The 20,120-nt window shown below is 62.9% G+C and carries 22 protein-coding genes; 10 read left to right on the forward strand and 12 right to left on the reverse strand.

Annotated features, from left to right (window positions below; genetic code table 11):
* Positions 1-35: 35 nt before the first annotated feature.
* Positions 36-1,058: an endonuclease/exonuclease/phosphatase family protein gene (locus FQP90_RS06265; protein ID WP_144648831.1), complete on the reverse strand. Its 1,023-nt coding sequence runs from the start codon at positions 1,056-1,058 to the stop codon at positions 36-38.
* A gap of 62 nt (positions 1,059-1,120) precedes the next feature.
* On the opposite strand from FQP90_RS06265, the gene FQP90_RS06270 reads away from it, so the two are divergent.
* Both FQP90_RS06270 and FQP90_RS06275 read left to right on the forward strand, forming a co-directional pair.
* Positions 1,121-1,804, forward strand: coding sequence for a response regulator transcription factor (locus tag FQP90_RS06270; protein WP_144648832.1), 684 nt, complete (start codon positions 1,121-1,123; stop codon positions 1,802-1,804).
* Positions 1,805-1,818: 14 nt separating this feature from the next.
* A complete protein-coding gene (locus FQP90_RS06275) occupies positions 1,819-3,174 on the forward strand; it encodes a sensor histidine kinase (protein ID WP_144648833.1) in 1,356 nt (451 codons plus the stop codon).
* Positions 3,175-3,317: 143 nt separating this feature from the next.
* Here FQP90_RS06275 and FQP90_RS23975 read toward each other — a convergent pair whose 3' ends face one another.
* The 5 genes from FQP90_RS23975 to FQP90_RS06300 form a co-directional block, all read right to left on the reverse strand.
* Positions 3,318-3,821, reverse strand: a complete 504-nt coding sequence (locus tag FQP90_RS23975; RefSeq protein ID WP_306439375.1) for a PDDEXK nuclease domain-containing protein — start codon at positions 3,819-3,821, stop codon at positions 3,318-3,320.
* 62 nt (positions 3,822-3,883) lie between these two features.
* Positions 3,884-4,540 (reverse strand): GntR family transcriptional regulator, encoded by a 657-nt coding sequence (locus tag FQP90_RS06285; protein ID WP_144648834.1) that lies wholly within the window; start codon positions 4,538-4,540, stop codon positions 3,884-3,886.
* A 112-nt stretch (positions 4,541-4,652) separates the two neighbouring features.
* Complete coding sequence (locus FQP90_RS06290) at positions 4,653-5,648, reverse strand: transketolase family protein (RefSeq protein ID WP_144648835.1); 996 nt, start codon at positions 5,646-5,648, stop codon at positions 4,653-4,655.
* On the reverse strand, positions 5,645-6,556 hold the full coding sequence (locus tag FQP90_RS06295) for a transketolase (protein WP_144648836.1): 912 nt from the start codon (positions 6,554-6,556) through the stop codon (positions 5,645-5,647). The genes FQP90_RS06290 and FQP90_RS06295 overlap by 4 nt, the downstream gene beginning before the upstream one ends.
* A 63-nt stretch (positions 6,557-6,619) precedes the next feature.
* Positions 6,620-7,957, reverse strand: coding sequence for an MFS transporter (locus FQP90_RS06300; RefSeq protein WP_144648837.1), 1,338 nt, complete (start codon positions 7,955-7,957; stop codon positions 6,620-6,622).
* A gap of 204 nt (positions 7,958-8,161) precedes the next feature.
* Here FQP90_RS06300 and FQP90_RS06305 point away from each other — a divergent pair, with 204 nt between their 5' ends.
* The 5 genes from FQP90_RS06305 (at position 8,162) to FQP90_RS06325 (ending at position 12,747) form a co-directional block, all read left to right on the forward strand.
* Complete coding sequence (locus FQP90_RS06305; RefSeq protein WP_144648838.1) at positions 8,162-9,004, forward strand: sugar phosphate isomerase/epimerase family protein; 843 nt, start codon at positions 8,162-8,164, stop codon at positions 9,002-9,004.
* A 22-nt stretch (positions 9,005-9,026) separates the two neighbouring features.
* Positions 9,027-9,800, forward strand: a complete 774-nt coding sequence (locus FQP90_RS06310) for an SDR family NAD(P)-dependent oxidoreductase (RefSeq protein ID WP_144648839.1) — start codon at positions 9,027-9,029, stop codon at positions 9,798-9,800.
* A 40-nt stretch (positions 9,801-9,840) separates the two neighbouring features.
* A complete protein-coding gene (locus FQP90_RS06315; protein WP_144648840.1) occupies positions 9,841-11,580 on the forward strand; it encodes a dihydroxyacetone kinase family protein in 1,740 nt (579 codons plus the stop codon).
* A 9-nt stretch (positions 11,581-11,589) separates the two neighbouring features.
* Entirely contained in the window at positions 11,590-12,048 is a 459-nt protein-coding gene (locus FQP90_RS06320) for a ribose-5-phosphate isomerase (RefSeq protein WP_144648841.1), read from the forward strand.
* Between the two features lie 237 nt (positions 12,049-12,285).
* The gene (locus FQP90_RS06325) at positions 12,286-12,747 is read left to right on the forward strand and encodes a phage tail protein (protein WP_144648842.1); all 462 of its coding nucleotides are present in this window, start codon (positions 12,286-12,288) and stop codon (positions 12,745-12,747) included.
* Positions 12,748-12,775: 28 nt separating this feature from the next.
* Here FQP90_RS06325 and dnaB read toward each other — a convergent pair whose 3' ends face one another.
* Entirely contained in the window at positions 12,776-14,161 is a 1,386-nt protein-coding gene (dnaB, locus tag FQP90_RS06330; RefSeq protein ID WP_018779423.1) for a replicative DNA helicase, read from the reverse strand.
* 591 nt (positions 14,162-14,752) lie between these two features.
* Between dnaB and FQP90_RS06335 the strand changes: the two genes are divergently transcribed.
* The 3 genes from FQP90_RS06335 to FQP90_RS06345 are packed head-to-tail and all read left to right on the forward strand — an operon-like array spanning position 14,753 to position 16,263.
* The gene (locus FQP90_RS06335; RefSeq protein WP_144649105.1) at positions 14,753-15,226 is read left to right on the forward strand and encodes a hypothetical protein; all 474 of its coding nucleotides are present in this window, start codon (positions 14,753-14,755) and stop codon (positions 15,224-15,226) included.
* Positions 15,227-15,233: 7 nt separating this feature from the next.
* Positions 15,234-15,809, forward strand: a complete 576-nt coding sequence (locus tag FQP90_RS06340) for a hypothetical protein (protein ID WP_144648843.1) — start codon at positions 15,234-15,236, stop codon at positions 15,807-15,809.
* Between the two features lie 28 nt (positions 15,810-15,837).
* A complete protein-coding gene (locus FQP90_RS06345; RefSeq protein ID WP_144648844.1) occupies positions 15,838-16,263 on the forward strand; it encodes an acyl-CoA thioesterase in 426 nt (141 codons plus the stop codon).
* 52 nt (positions 16,264-16,315) lie between these two features.
* Here FQP90_RS06345 and FQP90_RS06350 read toward each other — a convergent pair whose 3' ends face one another.
* From FQP90_RS06350 to FQP90_RS06370, 5 genes are all read right to left on the reverse strand, one after another.
* The gene (locus tag FQP90_RS06350) at positions 16,316-16,669 is read right to left on the reverse strand and encodes a zf-TFIIB domain-containing protein (RefSeq protein WP_244296541.1); all 354 of its coding nucleotides are present in this window, start codon (positions 16,667-16,669) and stop codon (positions 16,316-16,318) included.
* Between the two features lie 49 nt (positions 16,670-16,718).
* The gene (locus tag FQP90_RS06355) at positions 16,719-17,345 is read right to left on the reverse strand and encodes an FMN reductase (RefSeq protein WP_144648846.1); all 627 of its coding nucleotides are present in this window, start codon (positions 17,343-17,345) and stop codon (positions 16,719-16,721) included.
* 90 nt (positions 17,346-17,435) lie between these two features.
* On the reverse strand, positions 17,436-18,410 hold the full coding sequence (locus FQP90_RS06360; RefSeq protein WP_144648847.1) for an alpha/beta hydrolase: 975 nt from the start codon (positions 18,408-18,410) through the stop codon (positions 17,436-17,438).
* Positions 18,411-18,458: 48 nt separating this feature from the next.
* Positions 18,459-19,535, reverse strand: a complete 1,077-nt coding sequence (locus FQP90_RS06365) for an alpha/beta hydrolase (protein ID WP_144648848.1) — start codon at positions 19,533-19,535, stop codon at positions 18,459-18,461.
* 63 nt (positions 19,536-19,598) lie between these two features.
* Entirely contained in the window at positions 19,599-20,111 is a 513-nt protein-coding gene (locus FQP90_RS06370; RefSeq protein ID WP_144648849.1) for a GNAT family N-acetyltransferase, read from the reverse strand.
* Positions 20,112-20,120: the final 9 nt, after the last annotated feature.

Here is a 20,120-nt window from a genome sequence, read left to right on the forward strand (position 1 = left end):
AGGCTGTTGGGTGTCGTTTTCCCCCGCTCGCTTTGTCATCCTTGAAAGCTCACCGTCGGGCGGGTAGGCCCGGGCTGCAGCCACGCCATCGTTGCGAGATGGTCGGTGCCCGGCGAGCTGATGACAGAGGCTCCGGAAACGGTGAACCCGCGGAACAGAATATGGTCAGGCCTCGTGGCGGGCAGGCTGGCCGGCCAGGTGAATCCGAAACCGGACCGGGCGTCGTCGAGTATTGCCAGCAACGGGCTGAAGGCGCGGTCCGTGTTGGCAGCGTTAAAGTCTCCCACCACCAATATTCGCGGCGAGGGGTCCGCCTCCACCATCCTGCTGAGCTTCGCGAGCCCGCTGTTCCTGCTGGTGACGTCGCTGGGTCGGACGGAGGGCAGGTGCACGGCATAGAGCTGGACGGGACCGTCCGGCGATTCCAGCTGCATGCTCAGGGCGCGGGACCAGCCGAGCCCCAAAGCAAGGGGCCTGCCTTGGCTTAGCGGAAAGCGGCTCCACACGCCCACCGTCCCCGCTACCTGCCGATGCGCGAACGTCCCGTCCATCAGCGGAGAGATCCGTTCCAAGGTGGGCCCGGAGAGCTCCTGGAGGACCACGACGTCGGCACCTGACTTGATCAGCTTTGCCACAGCCACATCGGCATCCGGGTTTCCTGCGCGGAGGTTCTGCGTGACAACGCTCCATCCGCTGACAGCCTCCTCCGAGGCGCCTGCAGCGGAAGCCGACGCGATTCCGGTGGCCACGACGGGTAGAAAGATCACGCACCAGGACACGAGTGCGGCCGCCGCCGGGAGGGCTCCAAACCAGGCTTTCGAGAGCAATGCCACTATCAGCAAGGCCGCTATGACCGCCCCCACCCAGGGCAGGAAGCTCTCGATGGCCAGCGCCATCCCACGGACCTCCGGCACCAGTCCATGGCCAAAGAGCAGTGCCATGAGCAGTCCTGCAAACAGGCACACAACCCAATCCCTGGCTCGTGGACGGCGCCGCCGAGCCTCCAACAGCCCACGCTGCCTGGCCGTTGCATAGGTGGTTCCAGTGTCCTTTTCCATAGCCCCATGGTTCAGAAAGGAACTTAAAGGATTCTGAAGCCCCGCAAACTATGCTGGTGGCCATGACGGAGCCCATAACAGTCTTGGTCGTCGACGACGATCCGGATATCAGGAGCTCCTTGCAGTCCCTGCTCGAAGCGGCCGGCTACCAGGTTGAATCGGCAGCTGACGGCCGGGAGGCGTTGGAAAGGGTGGCCGCAACATCCCCGGACCTAGTGGTAGCGGACGTTTTGATGCCGGTGATGGACGGACTCGGCCTCTGCCGAATGCTCCGAGCGGCCGGCAATGCGGTTCCGATCCTCTTGCTCACGGCCCGCAGCGATGTGGCCGACTGCGTTGCAGGGTTGGACGCCGGAGCGGATGACTACCTTTCCAAGCCGTTTGACCCCAAGGAGCTGCTGGCACGGTTGAGGGCCATGGCACGCCGGACAACCCACCTTCCGGCCAGTCCCAGTGGGTACAACGATTTGGAACTGGTGCCCGAGGCCCACGCAGTGAGGCAAAACGGACGGTGGATTGACCTCAGCAGCACCGAATACGCCATTCTTTGCGTCCTCGCGGAAAACCCTGAGCAGGCACTCAGCCGCGGCCAGATCAGTGACGCCGTGTGGGGATATGCAATGACGCCGGCCTCCAATTCATTGGAGGTCTACATCAGCTACCTGCGAAGAAAACTCGAAGCCGAGGGCGAACCACGGATCATCCAGACCGTTCGGGGCGTCGGATACCGGCTGGCTGCGTCGTGACGCTACGGCTGAGGATGACGCTGGTCATCGCAGCGGCCATCACTCTCACCGTCATGGTGTTTGCGGTGCTGGTATATGCCTTGGTGGGCCACGAACTGCGAAAGAACGAGGACCTTTCCCTGCGGCGTGAATCGGATCGCATCATTCAGCTCATCCAGACCGATCCCAACTGGCAAGGGTTTTCGCAGTGCACCTGGGTCCGTTCGCCTGCCTGCGCCCAGCTCGTGGCGCCCACCCCCGGCGAAGACCCTGATTCAGGCGCCGGGCCTGCCTTACCCATCACTGGGCAGATGCGCGACGTGGCAGCCGGCAAGAGTGAGGCTTTCTTCACGGAAGCTGCCATCGGCAACGACCCAATCCGGGTTTACGTCAGACCTCTGCCAAACCAACAAGCGTTGGTGGTGGGCGTCAGGAACGACAGGGTGCTGGCGTCCTTCGAGCGGCTCGGCTGGCTGCTCACGGCGACGGTGCTGGGCGCCTTGGTTGTGGCCGCTGCTACTGCCTATGTGGCAGCGCGACGCGGACTCCGGCCGGTAGATCGCCTCACAGCCGTGGCAGAGAGTATCGCCAAGACCGGCAACACCGACGTCAGGATCCCGCGAAGCACCACAACGGAGATCGACAGGCTCAGCATCGCCTTCAATACGATGCTCGGCGAGTTGGAGGAATCCCGTCGCCAGCAGGAACAACTGATTGCCGATGCCTCACATGAACTGCGGACTCCCCTGACGTCCCTGCGAACCAATGCGGCTATGCTCAGGAATCCCGAACTGTCGCAGGCAAGCAAAGATCGCATCACCGGGGCCTTGGAGCATGAACTGATAGGGATGCAGTCCCTCATTGAGGACCTGATCGACCTTGCCCGCCACGAAGAGGCTCCTTCCTTCACCGAAGAAATGGACCTCAACGAACTTGTGCTTTTCTGCCTGGATAACGCCGAACGGCGTTACCCCGGAGTTGCATGGTCACTCGAAGGCTCCGGGCACCCGCTCCTGGTATCAGGGGAACGCGTCAGGCTGGCCCGTGCCATCGCGAACTTACTGGACAATGCTGGCAAATTCACGGCTGGCAAATTCACGGCCGGCAAATTCACGGCCGAGCCAGGCCAGGTCCGGGTAACCCTGAGCGTGTCCGAAGGCAGCGTCACTCTTGATGTGCGGGATACGGGACCGGGTATTCCATCGGAGGACCTGCCGCACGTCTTTGACAGGTTCTACCGTGCCACCAGCGCGCGAAGCGTGGCAGGATCCGGATTGGGACTGGCCGTGGTGCACCACGCAGCCCTCGCCCACGACGGCACAGCAAAAGCTCATCCGGCCCCACGTGGGGCACACTTCAGCCTTACCCTGCCGCTGGCCGAAGGCAGCTGAACACAACGACAGTTCGTCACCCGGGCCTCGGCGTGGGCGTCCTTCAAGGAAACGTGCTGCTGGAGGGTGGTTACCGTTCTACTAGTCGTTCGGTGCCATACCCTACTTAGTCTTGGTCACCGGAGTCGACCACCGTTCCCTGCTCAAGCGCGGCAGTAATTGCTTCCGGAGATGGCAGAGCTTCCCTCTCTTCCGGAGGGAGGGAATCGTACGTATATGAACTCACGGCGACTGGCTGGGATGACCCGTCCAGTGCGTACCTCACTGTCGGCTCGTGCTTGGAGCCGCAAACCAGAATTCCGACTGTGGGAGACATCCTCAGGGAACTTCACCAAGTCATTGACCGCAGCCACGTAGAAATTCAGCTGCCCAAGATGTTCGGGCCTGAACTTGCCGGACTTCAGCTCAACGACCACAAAGCGATTGGTAGGCACGTGAACTAGGAGAAGGTCTATGTAAAAGTCCCCACCCTGGGCATCGAGATGGAACTGCCGGCCATAAAAGGCAAACCCCTGCCGAACTCCGCGAGCGTCTGAGACATGCGCTGGGTCATCGCCTCCCCGCGCCCGGTCGGTAGTGTCGGACAGGTTCCAGGCCGCTGCGAACGCTCGCATGTAAAAGAGATTGGAACGAGAGAAGCCACGCATGTGTGGAAGAGCGCCTTTGTGATCCGCCGCCAGCCCTAAATTGCCCGGTGAAACTCCCCGAACTACCCCACCAAATTCTCGGCAGCACCGTCCATGTGCGCGATGATCGTCTCGCGTGCTTTCGCCGCGTTTCCGGTCTCAATGGCAGCAACAATGTCGTGATGCCGGCCGACGCTCATGTTGCGCGTGGCGCGTTCCAGCCCGGCGAACATGATGGACATTCGGATGGAGCCCTCCAGGGATTCCCACGAATGGAGCAGGGTTTCGTTTCCGGACAGGCGGCAGAGCGTGCGGTGGAACTCGAGGTCGGATTCAATCCGCTCCTCCAGTGATGACTTGGCGGCTTTGTCCATGGTGTCGACGGCGGCACGCAGCTCTGCGAGCGCGGCTTCCTTGTCCGGCATATCGCTGAGGGTCCGGGCAGCCAACGACTCCAGGACGCCTCGAACGGCGAAGATGTCCCGGATTTCCTTGACGTCCAGGTGCCGCACGGACATCCGCCCGCGCGCGCCGGCGGAGATCAGGCCTTCCTGTTCCAGCTGGCGCAGGGCTTCGCGGAGGGTGCCGCGGCTGATTTGCAGCATCTCGGAAAGCTCGGTTTCCACCAAGTGCCGCCCCGGCTCGAGTTCACCGCTGGTGATCGCGGTCCGCAGTGCTGCGAGTGCTTGTTCCCGCAGGCTCTTCTTCTCAAGTCCCAGCAGGGATGCGGTGGCGGCCATGGTGTGTCCTCAGGTTCTATGGGCGACTGCTGACAGTCCGGTGTTAACTGTCGATACTACGGGCAGGAGTACGGGACGGGCAGTCATGTCCGTCCCGCACTCCCAGGAAAACTCAGCCGAGTTCCGCCAACACTTTCGCCACAATCCGGTCCACGGACAGCCCGTAGCGTTCGTGCAGCGTTGGCAGTGCACCGGCGTCGAGGAATTGGTCCGGAAGCGCGATGGGAACCACGCGCTTGCCGAGACCAGCAGTCACGACGGCGGACGCAACAGTTTCGAACAGGCCGCCAACAACCGTGTGGTTCTCCAGCGTCACGGCCAGGCGATCCGTGTTCAGCTCGGCCAGCACGGTGGCGGAGTCGAACGGCTTGATGGTGGGAGTGTGCACCACGGCCACATCCACGTTGTGCTTCGCCAACGCATCCGCCGCCTGCAGCGCACGCATGGTCATCAGGCCGGAGGATACGAAAACAACATCGTTGCCGCCACGCAGGACTTTGGCCTTACCGAGCTCAAACTTATAGTCGTACTCGTCCAGGACAGTGGGCACGTTGCCGCGCAGCAAGCGCAGGTACGTGGGTCCATCCGAGGCCGCAAGCTGCGGAACAGCCTGCTCGATGTCCACGGAGTCGCAAGGATCCACGATGGTCAGGTTGGGCATGCCGCGGAAGATGGCCATGTCCTCGGTGGCCTGGTGGCTGGGTCCGTAGCCGGTGGTCAGGCCGGGGAGTCCGCCGATGATGTTGACGTTAAGGTTGGGCTCGGCGATGTCCAGGCAGAGGAAGTCATACGCACGCCGGGCAGCGAACACCGAGTAGGTGGAGGCGAACGGGATCAGTCCGGTTTCGGCCATGCCGGCGGCGGCGCCGAAGAGGAGCTGCTCGGCCATGCCCATCTGGAAGAAGCGCTCAGGGAAGGCCTTGGCAAAGATGTGCATGTCCGTGTACTTGCCAAGGTCAGCGGTGAGTCCGACAATCCGGGAGTCCGCCTCGGCGGCTTTGACCAGCGCATGCCCGAACGGCGCGGACGTGGTCTTCTGGCCGGGATCAGCGAAGGACGCGATCATGGCGGAGGTCTTGAGTTTCGGTTTGGTGGTCACTGTGCTCATGCTGAAGCCGTCCCTTCGTATCCTGCGGTCAGCTGTTCGCGGCAGATCTGCCACTCGTGCTCTTCGATGCGCATGAAGTGCGCTTTCTCGCGGGTTTCCAGCAGCGGCACGCCGCGGCCTACCTTGGTGTCGCAGAGAATCACCGACGGCTGTCCGGAAGCAGAGGTTCCCGCAACCGCCCTGCGGGCGGCGATGTTGTCGAACGCTGCCAGCAGCGCCCCGACGTCGTTCCCGTCCACGCGCTGCGTGTACCAGCCGAATGATTCCCATTTCTCGGTGACCGGCTCCGTGCGGAGCACGGTGTCGGTGGCGCCGTCGGCCTGGAGGGCGTTGATGTCCACCATGGCCGTCAGGTTGCCCAGCTGGTGGTGGTGCGCGCCCATGGCGGCCTCCCAGGTGGACCCCTCATCGAGTTCGCCGTCGGAGAGGAAGTTGATCACGCGGGATGCGGAGCTTTGGAGGCGAAGGCCCAGAGCCATTCCGACGGCGATGGTCAGGCCGTGGCCCAACGAACCGCCGGAGATTTCCATGCCCGGGGTGTACGTGGACATGCCGGACATCGGCAGGCGGGAATCGTCGGAACCATAGGTTTCGAGTTCGGCTACTGGAACGATTCCGGCTTCGGCCAGCGCCGCGTAGTGGCCGATTGCGTAGTGCCCGGTGGAGAGCAGGAACCGGTCGCGGCCCTCCCAGTGCGGATCGTCAGCACGGTAGCTGAGTTGGTCAGCGTAGACGGCGGCCAGCATGTCAGCGGCGCCGAGAGCCTGGCCGACGTAACCCTGGCCTTGGACCTCGCCCATGGTCAGGGCGTAGTGGCGGATGCGGTAGGCGGCGGCGCGGATGCGGTCGATGCGTTCGGGTTCGGGGGCTGCCACGGCGGCAGCCGTTTCAACGGATGAGAGAGTCACTGGATTCCTTCCGGGGTCGGGCGCGTACCGATGGGGAGAACGCGCCCGACGTCGAGGGGTGCTTTAGGCGTTTACCGTCTGGGGAGTTTTGCTGGCGGCTTCTTCGGCGAGAGCTCGCTCGCGCCTGCCCCAGGTTTCACGGGTGATCAGCGCTGCCCACAGGCCGATGGCGGCGTAGACGCTGAACAGCAGGGCCGGGCCCATCCATCCCATGCTGACGAACAACAGGGTGGTGATAAAGGGGGTGAAACCGGAGACCATGGCGGAGATCTGGTAGGACAGCGACGCGCCGGAGGAGCGGGTCTTGGCCTGGAAAAGCTCCGGGAACCATGCACCTTGGGCGCCGGCCAAGGAGTTCTGGCAGACGGCGTAGGCGATGACGATGGTGGCGATGATGAGGAGGAACACTCCGGTGTTCACCAGCATGAACATCGGGATGCCGAACACCACCGCGAAGGCCGTGGACCAGATGTACACAGGGCGGCGACCAACGCGGTCCGTCAGTTTGCCCCAGAAGTATGTTGCGAAGATACCGATGCCGGCCGCGATGCAGAGCGCCACCAAGGTTTCGGTCTTGTCGGCCAGGTTGTTGGTGTGCAGGTAGGAAATCATGTACGTCACGGAAACGGCGTAGCCGGCAGTTTCGGCGATGCGGAGGCCGATGCCGCGGACGATGTTGCGCCAGTCGGTTTTGATGACCTCGACGATGGGGGACTTCACGATGTCGCCCTTGGCCTTGACGTCCTCGAATACCGGGGACTCGGGAACCTTGGAGCGGATGATCAAGCCAACAGCCACAAGCACGATGCTCGCGAGGAACGGCACCCGCCAGGCCCACTCACTGCCCAGGCCCACGCTGCTGAGGAAGACAAGGTTGGCGAGCAGGAGGCCAACGGGGAAACCGGCCTGCACGATGCCCGTGAACTGGCCTTTCTTCCGCCACGGTGCGTGCTCGTAGCTCATCAGGATGGCGCCTCCCCATTCAGCACCGAAAGCCAGGCCCTGGATGATGCGGACCAAAACCAGGAGCGCGGGAGCAAGGAGACCCACCTGCGAGTACGTCGGCAGGAGGCCGATGGCGAATGTTGCCAGGCCCATGAGGATCAGCGACGCAACGAGCACCGGCTTACGGCCGAGCTTGTCGCCGAGGTGGCCACCGATGATGCCACCCAACGGACGGGCAGCGAAGCCGACGCCGAGGGTCGCGAAGGAGGCCAGGGTGCCAGTCACCGGGTCGGCGCCCGGGAAGAACGCCGTACCGAAGTACAGTGCAGCGGCGGTGCCGAAACCGATGAAATCGTAGGTTTCGATGACTGCGCCAACGCCGGAACCGACGGCGACGCGCTTTGCTTCCTTGGTTCCATGAACCGGACCACGCATGGTCAGAGCTTCATTGCTCATGAGTGTCTTTCCCTTTCAAAAGTGCGGCGCTTCTTCGGCAACCCCACTGTCGACAGTCAACATAATACGTCAACTGTGACCGAGGACACCAGCAATGTCAACAGTCAACTTCGAAGGTTGACTGTTGACATTCAACGCCACTAACGTGGTCTCCATCACTACGGTCCCTCTCTGGCGAGGGCCCCAACTTGAGGATCAACGACGATGTTTCATCAACGACTTGGCTGCTCGTCCATCAGCTTTCGCCACCAGGATCTGGCCGCAGCCCTGAACACCATGGGCCGCCTCGGCTTCGAGGAAATCGACCTCGGTGCACTCCCGGGCGTCTGCGACCATGTGCCCTACGTACTGGACGCCAAGGCCGTGGAGGCGGTTGCCGCCGTCGTCAATGACACGGGCATGCGTGTCCGCTCGGTCAACGGCGACGTCGGCGACTTGAACGCTACGCTCGACGCCGGCGCTCAGGCAGCGCGCGAACGGCACCTCGGGATGCTGCTCACCCTGGCCGCCAAGACCGGCGCGAAGGCGCTCGTCCTGCCATGCGGGGCCATCGACCATGATCCCCTGCGGAGCGTGGAAGAGGACATCGACGTCGTAGCAGCCCAACTGATCCATGCTTCCAAGCGCGCGGCGGAGTTCGGCGTCGAGCTGTGGACCGAATCCCTGCATTACTACCGGCTGTGCTGGAACACCGAACGCGCGCAGCTGCTGGCCGACCGCCTCGCCGGTTCCGACGTCGGAATCGTCATGGACTTCAGCCACATCGTCGCGTCGGGTGGCGACCCAGTGGACTTCGTGGACCGCTTCTCCTCCCGGATAAAGCACGTCCACCTCCGGGACGCCGTGCCGGCCACAGCCAACGATCCGGGGAATATCAACCTCAGCATCGGCAACGGCCAGGCCGACTTCGGCGCCGGACTCGTGGCACTCAGGGACATGGCCTACGCCGGCCATTTCTCCCTGGAACTCGAAACCCGGGACGTCACCCACGACGAACGCCCCGCTGCTGCAGCCAAAGCGGCCAGCTACATCTCAGACCTCATCTAACAACCACCATCCAAGGAGCACCATGACCACCATCCAGCGCACCGCAGTCCTCACCGGAGCTACCTCCGATCGCGGCATCGGCCTCACCACCGCCCGCCGCTACGCCAACCAGGGCTGGGGCATCGTTATCCTGGACCTCGACGGGGAGAAGTCCGCCAAGGTTGCCGCCGAGATTGCCAACGAATTCAACGTTCCGGCCTTCGGCTACGAGATCGACGTCGCCAACGAAGCTTCCGTCACCGCAGCCCAGGCCGCCGTGGCTGCAGAAGTCACCGCCGGAAACCTCCCGCCCGTTGGAGCCCTGGCCAACATCGCCGGCATCACCTCCCCCGTTCCGTTCCTGGAAACCACGCTTGAGCTGTGGCACAAGGTCATGGACGTCAACGCCACCGGCACCTACCTGGTCACCAAGGCGTTCCTCCCGGGCATGATCGCCAATGGTTGGGGCCGCATCGTCAACATGTCCTCGGTGTCCGCGCAGCGCGGCGGCGGCGTGTTCGGCAAGGTTCCCTACTCCGCAGCCAAGGCCGCCATCCTAGGCTTCACCAAGGCGCTGGCCCGCGAAATCGGTGAGACCGGCGTGACCGTCAACGCCATCACCCCCGGCGCCGTGGACACCAACATCCGCGTCGGCAGCACCGAAGAGCAGGAAGCCGCCATCAATGCCGGCATCCCCCTGGGCCGCAACGCCACCACGGAGGAAGTTGCCGCAGTGATCACGTTCCTCTCCTCCGAAGACTCCGCGTACCTCACCGGCACCACCATCGACATCAACGGCGGCAGCCACATCCACTAAGTCCCTCAGCCAGTCCGAAATCCAGAACCAGGTACCCACCATGACCAGAATCTTCAACGATCCCGCCGACTTCGCTGACGAAGCCCTCGCCGGTTTCTGCGATGCCCATTCGGACCTCGTCCGCCAGGTGGAAGGCGGCGCTGTCCGTCGCAGTCGCCCGGCAACTCCGAAGGTCGCCGTCATCACCGGCGGCGGCTCAGGACACTACCCGGCTTTCGCCGGCATCATCGGGCCGGGCTTCGCTGACGGTGCCGTGGTGGGCAACATTTTCACCTCGCCGTCGTCGCAGCAGGCCTATTCCGTGGCCAAGGCCGCCAACTCCGGAGCCGGCGTCGTGTTCACCTACGGTAACTACGCCGGCGATGTCATGAACTTCGGCATGGCCAGTGAGCGCCTGAATGCCGAGGGAATCACCACTCAAAATGTGCTGGTTACGGACGACATCGCCAGTGCCTCCCTGGAGGAGATCGAGAAGCGCCGCGGCATAGCCGGTGACTTCGTGGTCTTCAAGGTCATGGGAGCTGCTGCCGAAGCCGGGCTGGACCTTGACGCCGTGGTTCGTTTGGGGCGCAAGGCGAATGAGTTGACCCGGACCATTGGCACGGCGTTCAGCGGCTGCACCTTCCCCGGTGCCGACCAGCCATTGTTCAGCCTTCCCGAAGGACAGATGGGCCTGGGCCTTGGTATCCACGGCGAACCCGGGCTGTTCGATACCAAGCTGCCGTCCGCCGTCGAACTTGGCCAGGAACTGGTCCGGCGCGTCCTCGCCGAAACTCCGGCGGCGTCCCGGCGACTCGCTGTGATCCTCAACGGCTTGGGTTCAACCAAGCATGAGGAGCTATTCGTCCTCTGGCGGACCGTGGCTCCCCTGCTCCGCAAAGCCGGCTACACGCTGGTGATGCCCGAGGTGGGCGAGCTGGTGACCAGCCTGGACATGGCCGGCGCTTCGCTGACGCTGACGTGGCTGGACGACGAGCTTGAGCAGTACTGGACCGCTCCGGCACTGACGCCGGCGTACCGTCGGGGTGCTGTGGGCTTTGACGTCGCTTCCTCGGACACAGCCGAAGATGCGTTGGACACCACCGCCGCTGCCGACTACTCCTCCACAGAGGCCTCCCGCGCCTACGCCCGGCAGTGCCTGAAGGCCTTGGACACCACCGCAGCATTGTTGCGCGACTCGGAGGCGATGCTGGGCGACATGGACGCAATCGCTGGCGACGGTGACCACGGCCGCGGCATGGTCCGTGGATCCGCCGCCGCTCACGACGCGGCCGCCGTTGCTCTTGAACGCGGCGCGGGAGCCGGTTCCCTCCTTGCCGCTGCGGGCGATGCCTGGGCAGACAAGGCCGGAGGTACGTCGGGCGTCCTGTGGGGTGCCGGGCTCCGCGCCTTTGGTGAGCGCTTGGGTGACGCAGAGACCCCGACGCCGGACGTCCTCGCAGAGTCTGTTCGCGCCTTCGCGGACCGCATCGCGAGCCTTGGAAAGGCCGAGATGGGGGACAAGACCATGATGGATGCCCTGCTTCCGTTCGCTTCCTCGTTGGAGGACCGCGTGGCTGCCGGGACTGACCTGGAGAACGCGTGGGCAGCTGCTGCGGCCGACGCCACCGCCGCCGCTGCCTCCACTGCGGAACTTCGCCCGTTGAAGGGCCGTGCCCGGCCACTGGCCGAGAAGAGCATCGGCACACCGGATCCAGGGGCGACGTCGCTCGCCATGGTGTTCGCCGCCGTCGGGCCTCATTTCACTGCAGTTCCCGTCCCCGCCGCAGCAACAAACTAGGAGAATTTCATGCGCATTATCGTGGGCGCCGACGAAGCCGGCGTTGATTACAAAGACCGAATCATGGCCGATCTTCAGACTGACTCCCGGATTACCGAAGTGATCGACATCGGGGTGAATCGGGCAGACGAAGACTTCACCAGGCCCTACCCTTACGTGGGCATCGCTGCCGGAGAGATGATCCGCGACGGTAAGGCGGACCGGGCCATTCTCTTCTGTGGCACGGGAATCGGCGTAGCGATCGCGGCCAACAAGGTTCCGGGCATCAGGGCGACGGCAGCCCACGACTCGTTCTCCGTGGAGCGGTCAATCCTGTCCAACGACTGCCAGGTCCTCACCATGGGCCAGCGCGTGGTGGGCGTGGAGCTCGCCCGTCGCTTGGCCAAGGAATGGATCGGCTACGCGTTCGATCCCAAGTCCGGGTCAGCCGCAAAGGTCAAGGTGCTGAGCGACTTCGAGGGCTGTTAGGGGCACGTATCGGTTACTCGGCCCTTCCCGTCCTCGACCTCCGGGAAGGAAACCGTGGTTTAGACGGCATGAAGAACCAAAACAGGAAAATCAGGGCCAGCATGAATTGTCGCGGTGGTATCGCGCTCCACGACTATCCGCGTCTAGCGTCGGTCACGGCCCGGCAACGCGTCGTTCGATTGGCCCGGTCCGCCCCATCAGTAGCATTGGTCCAAATACGCCGGACCAGGAGAGCTGTTGCCCTACATCGTTGACTTCAAGAACGTATCTACCGTGGGACTTGAGTCCTCGCCCGTGGCCGAGGCCGCTGCCGGGCTGCGGGCCAACGAAGCCCGCTATTACAAGAACAAGTACGACCACGATTTCACAGTAAGCCCCGCCGAAGAGCTCCCCGAGGTAGTGGACAGGGTGAGCCGGATCCTCAAGGAAGAACGCGACATCGTGATCAAGTCCAGGCCGCTGGAAGCCACAGCTTTCCAGGTGGAGGACTTGCAGATGGCATACGTTTTCTACGAGTCGGGCCTGTCCATCAATGTCATGTACAGCACGGGCGAGGGAAAGCGGGCTGTGGGCTTTAAGCTCGCCGACGGCATGGACGTCCCCGAGGAACTGGACTCGAAGTTCAAGTTCGCCCGCCAAAAGTCGAAGCTGGCCGGAACGATCCGTGGCTCCTACTTCGTGATCAAGGGCGAGTACTGAGCCTAAAGCCCAGCAGCCTAGGGCAGGCCTAGAACCCGCCGCCACCGCCGGTATCGCCTGCCATGTTGGCGAAGCGTGAGTAGTGGCCCTGGAAGGCAACCACGATGTCCTTGGTGGGACCGTTACGGTGCTTGGCAATGAGGATGTCGGCTTCGCCGGCACGCGGCGATTCTTTGTCGTAGACGTCTTCACGGTGAAGCAGGATGACCATGTCGGCGTCCTGCTCGATGGAGCCTGATTCACGGAGGTCGGAGACCATGGGGCGCTTGTCCTGGCGCTGCTCGGAACCACGGTTCAGCTGTGACAGCGCGATGACGGGAACCTGCAACTCCTTGGCGAGCAGCTTGAGGGCGCGCGAGAACTCGGAGACTTCCTGCTGGCGGGACTCCACCTTCTTGCCGGAGCTCATGAGCTGGAGGTAGTCGAGGATCACCAGCTTGAGGTCATGCTGCTGCTTCAAGCGACGGCACTTCGCCCTGATCTCCATGAGCGACATGTTGGGGCTGTCATCGATGAACAGCGGAGCGTCGTTCATGCGGCCCATGGTGGTGGCGATCTTGGACCACTGCTCGTCCTTGATGGTGCCCTTGCGGAGGTCCTGCAGGCCGATAGTGGCTTCTGCGGACAGAAGACGCATGGCGATCTCGTTCCGGCCCATTTCCAAGGAGAACATGACTGTAGCCAGGTTGTTCTTGATGGCGGCGGAGCGCGCGAAGTCCAGTGCGAACGTGGACTTACCAACAGCAGGACGGGCTGCGATAACAATCATCTGGCCCGGGTGGAGTCCGTGCGTCAGTTCATCGAGTTCGTAGAAACCGGTGGGAACGCCGGTCATGCCTTCGCCACGGTGGCCGGACGCTTCGATCTCGTCCACGGTGGATTCCATGACGTCCTTCAACGCCACGTAGTCCTCAGCGGTGCGCTTTTCCGCAACTGCATAGACCTCGGCCTGTGCTTGGTTGACGAGGTCTTCCACCTCGCCGTCCTGGCCGTAGCCCATCTGGACGATCTTGGTACCGGCGTTCACCAAGCGGCGGAGCACAGCCCGCTCTGCGACGATCTCGGCGTAGTATCCCGCGTTGGCCGCGGTGGGAACCGTCTGGATGAGTTCGTGGAGGTAAGCGGGACCCCCGATTCGGTTGATCTCGCCGCGCTTGGTCAGTTCGTCCGAGACCGTCACGGCATCGGCAGGTTCGCCGCGACCGTAGAGGTCGATGATCGATTCGTAGATCGTCTCGTGCGCCGGACGGTAGAAGTCATGTCCGCGGACGATCTCGACGACGTCGGCTATCGCATCCTTGGACAGCATCATGCCGCCGAGTACTGACTGCTCAGCAGGAATGTCCTGGGGAGGTTTCCGGCTCGAGTCGGAAGCGCGTGTGCCCTCGATTGAGTCCAAGTGCGTAACTGACAAAGCCGTCCTCCATTTGTGTACCGCTGCAGAGATGTGGTCCCTGGCGGTCCGTAAAGCGCAGTGTGTGGTTACGGGCCCCGCCTGGTGCATCTGACGATGCCAGTCAGGTCAGACAAAATAGCCGTATCCACAAGTTATCCACAGTCGATTTCCTTGGTCCTCCAAAACCAGCTGAATTTTCGGAGCCCCAGAAAGCCTGCGTGGGATATTCGTGCCCTAAATGGACACTTCAGACACGTTACAGCAGCGGCCTGATACCCCCTGTGGAAAACCTGTGGAGTACCACCCCCACGTTGTGCACAGACTGTGGGTTAGTCTGTGGATAGAGAAATTCTTTTGAAGGAAAGTAGCCCCTGACCTGCGAAAACGTTCCTCACACGCTGTGGACCAAAGAAAGATTCTGCGGATATTAATCCACAGATCGAAAGGTTCAGTCATTCGCTCGGGCCGGCTAAACCCCCGCAAACATGCCCCAAATGTGATGCATCTTACAGTGAGGGTCTCAATTTGACACCGTCCTCTCAGAAGCTTATGCCGGAGGTGGAATGTGCTGTGGATAACGGAGTTCTGGCATAAGCTCTAGGCATGGGGATGAACTTTGGTGACGTGTTGACGATTGCCCTTCCGCTTCTCGTCCTCGTTGGGCTGTTATGGGCGCTCACAGCAGCCTTCAAGCCGCGCGACACGGGCGTTTCCGACGCCGAGAGGTACCAGCGCGAACTGGCCGCCCGTTCTGCCGCGCATCAGGCCTCCCAAGTGCAGGAAGCATTGGCGCTCCGCGCCCGTATCGAGGCCACCACCAAACCGAGCCAGAACGAGGCCAGCCATAGGGAGCAGGCGGAGAACTCCAGGACTGCCCTCCAGGCCCAGGCAGCACGCTCACATGCTGCCGGCCAAACGGGCCATCAGCCGGCAGTACTTCCGAATGGCCAGCTGAATCCGCAGCTGGCCTTCGAGCTGCAAAACCTGGTCCGCAGTGGGAAAAAGATCGAAGCCATCAAAGTCCTGCGCCAGGCCACCCATTCAGATTTGCTTACCGCCAAGAACTACGTAGATCGGCTCTGACAACGCCATGGATTCCATCCTCATCCCGCTCCTGATCCTCGTTGCGGTCATTGCGGGCGTGCTCCTTCTTATTCGCTCTTTCACCAAGCGCTCGGCTGAAAGCAAAGCTGATCTCGCAGCTGCGAATGCCCCCAAGGATCCCGTGGAGCTGGCCAAGGAATCTGCGGCCAAGCTGAATCAGGAACAGCACCGACAGCTCTATTCGCTCATCGCGCAAGGACAGGGCATGGCGGCCATCAAGCTCTACCTGCAGGCTACGGGCGAGGGCCTGCGGGCGTCCCGGAACGCCGTGGGCGCACTGGCTGCGCATCCTCAGCCGTTTACGCCCGAAGCCCCGGCCAAGGACCTCCTGGCGGACGACGACGACGAGCCGGAGCGCTTCCCCTACCGCTACCGTGCAATCGTCAGCAAGGGGGACGTGACCCGGGAAGTGAGCAGCAACATGCTCAACGATGAGATCTACGGACGAATCCGCACGCTGGCAAAAAGCGGTGACGTGGAGGGTGCGGCACTCGCTTTGACGCGCCATTCGGACATCAACATCAAGCAGGCCCGCGAATTCATCGAGCTGCTGGGTGACTGATGTAGCAGTACCGTCGAAGGGGCGCTGAATGGCGAGGGCACCAATCGTTTACAAGACCACGCACCGGGTCAAGTTCTCAGAGCTCGATCCTTACAACCACGTGAACACCGGCGTCTACGTGTCCTACTACGCAGATCACCGGATGGAAGGCCTGCGGGAGTATGTTGGCTGGGATCTGGAGACTCTGGGCAAGCTGCCATTCATGGTCTGGGTCCGGAGGATGGAAATCGATTTTCTGCGTCCCGCCCGGGGCGATCAGGAGATCGTCATCACATCGTTCGTGCGCGAATTCCGTGGTTCCAACGCACTGATCGAGTGCTCCATGGCGGACTCCGGCGGAAATCCCGTATCGCGCTGCCTCATGACGGTTGCCTACGTCGACAAAGAAACGAGTCGCGCAAGTGACTGGCCCGCCGACGTGATGTCGCTGTTCTTCGAGAAAGAAACCTCCTGAGCGCATTCCCTGCCCGTCGGGGCAGGGACCACTTCCGCCCCGGCCACGGAGACTAAAAGTCGAACAGATCCCCCAAGAAACCTTCCTTCTTCTTGCGCTTACGGCCGTACTGGTCGCGATCGCCATCGCGGCGGTCGTAGTCCCTCCGGTCGTAGTTCCGCCTGTCCCTATCCTCGTACCGCGGCTGCTGGGGCCGGGACTCGAAGGGGTTGTAGAGGGGCGGCGGCGCAATTGGTGGCTGGGACGGCGCGGCGGCAGGCCGGGCAGGTCCGGGAATGGTTTCTGCCGCGACGCGATCAATGATCTTGTCCAGCTCTCCGCGATCCAGCCACACTCCCCTGCACTGCGGGCAGTAGTCAATCTCCACGCCGCTTCGTTCGCTCATCACCAGGTCAATGGAATCCACAGGACACTTCATGCTTGCCCCAACGACCGGACCCGGCAATTAGTTCGCCCTATCTGCCGGCTGATATTCCAGCGAGCAGCTGCTCGAACGGCAGCGACTCCAGGGCGTCGTTCTTGCGATGCGGCTGGGGGCCGTTGAGCAATTGCACGAGTTCACCCGCAGCCCGGTCCACCCGCGACGAGAGGGGCGATCCGCCGTCGTCGGTGTTTCCCCAGTCCTGTGGTCCCGCAAAGACGCCTGTTGCCGCAGTCCTGGTGCGCAGGTAGCTGAACAGGGGGCGCATGGCGTAGTCAAGCACCATCTGGTGGCGGTCGGTGCCGCCCGTCGCGCCGAGCAGCACGGCCTTGCCGTCCAGGGACTTGGGATCGAGGACGTCGATGAACGACTTGAACAGACCGCTGTAGGAGGCGCTGAAGACGGGGCTGACGGCGATGATGGCGTCGGAATCCTCGACGCCGGCGATCACCTCTGCGAGGCGCGGGGCGGCATAGCCGGTGACGAAATTGTTGGCGATGTCCACGGCGAGGTCGCGTAGTTCCACGACGTCGATCCGGGGCTCGTAGCCGGCCGCACGCAACTGCCGCTCGGTAGAGGCGGCCAGCTGATCGGCCAGCAAGCGGCTCGACGACGGGACGCCGAGTCCGGCGGAAAGTACGGTGATGCGGCGGGTTTCCATGGCATTCTCCTGTGCTCGTTCATCCAGCTTACATGCGTTTGCATCTAAATCAATGAACGGAGGGGCGCTCGAAAGTATTCCCCTAAGGCCCTAGGGCGTCCCCAGTTGCCTCAAGAACGCCACGGAGGCTGCGGAAATCTGCTCTTGCGCCACCTCTCGGCTGATCTGCGGATCCCCGTCGCCGGGCTGCGGACCGTAGCTCCCAAAGTAGGCATGGTTTCCGCCCTGAACCACGACGAAGGTGGCATCGAGGGGCAGCAAGTCGCGGGAAGCCTCGATCTTCGCCGGCGTACTGAGACCATCCCTGGTTCCGGAAATGGACAGGACCTCCAGCCCCGCGCGGTCACGCAAGGAGTCCAGCGGATATGAGCCGTAGAGGAGCAGCCCACTCACGTCCGGGTTGCCCAGGGCGAAGGAACTCGCGGTGACACCGCCCAGTGAATGCCCTCCCACCGCCCACGTTGCAATATCCGGGTGGTCCGCCATGACGCCCCGCGCCTGGTTTCCGTCTAACAGGCTGAGGTTCAGCGGTGTCTTTAGGATGACCACCAGGAATCCCGCGTCCACGGCCGGCTTGAGGATGTCCGCGTACGCCCGGGCCTCCACGCGTGCACCGGGGTAGAAGATCAATCCCTCTGTGGCTGGCGCGCCCTCTGGCGTCATGGTGATCGCAGTCGGCGACTCTGCCACGGGCGCCTCCGTTGATCCCGGGGCGGCGGCGCCAGCCTGGTAGGCGAACGGGTTGAGCCAAACCAGCATGGCCACCAACGCAAGGACGGCAACCCGCCCTGCCCACGCCCCCACAGCGCGCACGGCAGAACGGCTCCGGAATGCCTGGCGGCCTCGCCACAGCAAGACTCCCCACACGACCCCGACCACGACTGCCGCCACCAACAGCGACGGCAGCAGGGGATGCCCACGCAGGACAGCAGGGTTACCCACCAACATCCAGGCCGGGGCCAGGATCAGGGCCGCAACACACGCCGCAGATGCCCAGTACAGGGAAGTCCACGACAGGGCGGGGCGGCGCGTTGTGGCAGGTTCCTCGGAATTTGTGGTCACCATCCAAGAATAGTTCCATCATGGAGATAATTCCCAAACGACAGAAAGCTACTACCGCCTGGCGGCGTGAGTGGACAGGAAGTCAAAAGTCCTGTCCCGCGCCTCGCGGGCCTCGTCGAAGTTCAGATGGAACTGGTACTCGTGCGGCAGCTCAGGCTCATGGTTTGCGGGCCAGAACAGTTCGGTCACCGGCACGCCGGCCTCTTTCAAGCGGTTGCTGTACGGTACGGACTGAAGCCACGTGAGACCGTCGCCATTGCCGCCGCTGATGAACGTCGGCGGCAGGTCGGCAGTGACGAAATCAATGGTGGACATGGTGGCTCCCGCATAGGTGGCGGACCAATCCTTGGTACCGGTGTAAGCCCAGAGGGAGGTCTTGAAGCCCCAAGCGACGATGCCGCTCAGGTCAGCCATGGCCCGGAGGTCATAGACCCCGCAATGCAGGATGGTGGCGGCAAGCTCAGACTTTTGGAGCGCGGGCGTGATTCCCATCAGGTTGGCGTATTCAGGGTTCACGGTCAGCGTTGCCATCTGGCTGGCAAGCTGGCCGCCCGCAGAGTCGCCGGCCAAAACTATCCGGCTGGTATCCACGTTCAGCTCCGCGGCGTGCGCCTTGATGTAGGCAAGTGCGTCATTAATGTCCCGCACCGCAGTGGGGTAGGTGGCCTCGGGTGCGATGGGGTAGCTCAACCCGATGGTGGTGTAACCCTCCGCAGCGAGTATCTGAAGGTACGGATTCACATCGCGCTGGGCCCCGGAAATCCAAGCTCCCCCATGGATCCACACCACAGCGGGAAGCGGCGCGGTGGTCCCGGCAGGACTAAAGACATCGAAAGTTGAACCGGGCTTGTAGACAACACCCATTTCCGACTGCAGCGGTGTATCCGGGACGTATGGCGTCATCTCATCGATGGTCGCCTGCGCCCCACGCTCAAAGACACTGCGGATCAGCATCGCGGAAGGCCACGGAGTAGCCGAAAGAGCCAAGAGGACTACCAGCACCAGCAAGATCGCCAGGTCCAGCTTCCGCAGCCGTGACGATCGTTTTCGTGGAGGGCGCGAACCCGTACCGATACCCACTGATTCGCCCTGCTTCGTGCTGGCCTGGATCGATTCCAACGGTCCCATCACACACTCCCCCGGTCGGTGCACCTGTGGACCATGCTAAGGCCGCAGCAGCCTATCCCAACGTCAGTCCAACGGCCGTGCCGCTGAAAGCAGGACCCCCTCGCCGCCGTCGAACGTCACCGTATGAAAACCGGGACCACGCGCGACCTCCCGGAACCCCCACCCCCGGTGCAGGGCCAGCGAGGCCTGATTACGGGCATTGACCACATACCAGGCCTCGTTGGCCCGCTGCCAGATCCAGTTCAGCCTCGCTTCGGTGAGCTCCCCGGCCAGCCCCCTTCGGCGGAAATCGGGCAAAACTGTGACGCCAGCCAGATAATGGCCGGCCGGCGCCGGTCCGTCCGCAAAATCCCAAAGGTGCGTTTTCGCCCAACCCACGACGGCGACGCCTCCGCCCGCTGCCACGTTCGGTGACAGCTCGGCCACCAGGACCAAACGCTCGGGGTCGGCGATCGCCGCTTGGATGCTCGATGTGAAGCGTCCGGCGTTCGCGGGAGAAGTCCGCGCCGCGGCCAGGTCCACCGCAACGATGCCGGGCAGATCAGCTTTAGCGGCGGGTCGGATCACGAAAGTCATAGCGTGAGT

Source organism: Paenarthrobacter nitroguajacolicus, assembly GCF_007786235.1.
In the GTDB taxonomy this organism is placed as follows: Bacteria; Actinomycetota; Actinomycetes; order Actinomycetales; family Micrococcaceae; genus Arthrobacter; species Arthrobacter nitroguajacolicus_A.

Bases quoted from the DNA above. Each gene is read 5' to 3' on its own strand.
- FQP90_RS06265 (WP_144648831.1), bottom strand. From the start codon at position 1,058: ATGGAAAAGGACACTGGAACCACCTATGCAACGGCCAGGCAGCGTGGG.
- FQP90_RS06270 (WP_144648832.1), top strand. From the start codon at position 1,121: ATGACGGAGCCCATAACAGTCTTGGTCGTCGACGACGATCCGGATATC.
- FQP90_RS06275 (WP_144648833.1), top strand. From the start codon at position 1,819: ATGACGCTGGTCATCGCAGCGGCCATCACTCTCACCGTCATGGTGTTT.
- FQP90_RS23975 (WP_306439375.1), bottom strand. From the start codon at position 3,821: ATGCGTGGCTTCTCTCGTTCCAATCTCTTTTACATGCGAGCGTTCGCA.
- FQP90_RS06285 (WP_144648834.1), bottom strand. From the start codon at position 4,540: ATGGCCGCCACCGCATCCCTGCTGGGACTTGAGAAGAAGAGCCTGCGG.
- FQP90_RS06290 (WP_144648835.1), bottom strand. From the start codon at position 5,648: ATGAGCACAGTGACCACCAAACCGAAACTCAAGACCTCCGCCATGATC.
- FQP90_RS06300 (WP_144648837.1), bottom strand. From the start codon at position 7,957: ATGAGCAATGAAGCTCTGACCATGCGTGGTCCGGTTCATGGAACCAAG.
- FQP90_RS06305 (WP_144648838.1), top strand. From the start codon at position 8,162: ATGTTTCATCAACGACTTGGCTGCTCGTCCATCAGCTTTCGCCACCAG.
- FQP90_RS06310 (WP_144648839.1), top strand. From the start codon at position 9,027: ATGACCACCATCCAGCGCACCGCAGTCCTCACCGGAGCTACCTCCGAT.
- FQP90_RS06315 (WP_144648840.1), top strand. From the start codon at position 9,841: ATGACCAGAATCTTCAACGATCCCGCCGACTTCGCTGACGAAGCCCTC.
- FQP90_RS06320 (WP_144648841.1), top strand. From the start codon at position 11,590: ATGCGCATTATCGTGGGCGCCGACGAAGCCGGCGTTGATTACAAAGAC.
- FQP90_RS06335 (WP_144649105.1), top strand. From the start codon at position 14,753: ATGAACTTTGGTGACGTGTTGACGATTGCCCTTCCGCTTCTCGTCCTC.
- FQP90_RS06340 (WP_144648843.1), top strand. From the start codon at position 15,234: ATGGATTCCATCCTCATCCCGCTCCTGATCCTCGTTGCGGTCATTGCG.
- FQP90_RS06345 (WP_144648844.1), top strand. From the start codon at position 15,838: ATGGCGAGGGCACCAATCGTTTACAAGACCACGCACCGGGTCAAGTTC.
- FQP90_RS06355 (WP_144648846.1), bottom strand. From the start codon at position 17,345: ATGGAAACCCGCCGCATCACCGTACTTTCCGCCGGACTCGGCGTCCCG.
- FQP90_RS06360 (WP_144648847.1), bottom strand. From the start codon at position 18,410: ATGGTGACCACAAATTCCGAGGAACCTGCCACAACGCGCCGCCCCGCC.
- FQP90_RS06365 (WP_144648848.1), bottom strand. From the start codon at position 19,535: ATGGGACCGTTGGAATCGATCCAGGCCAGCACGAAGCAGGGCGAATCA.
- FQP90_RS06370 (WP_144648849.1), bottom strand. From the start codon at position 20,111: ATGACTTTCGTGATCCGACCCGCCGCTAAAGCTGATCTGCCCGGCATC.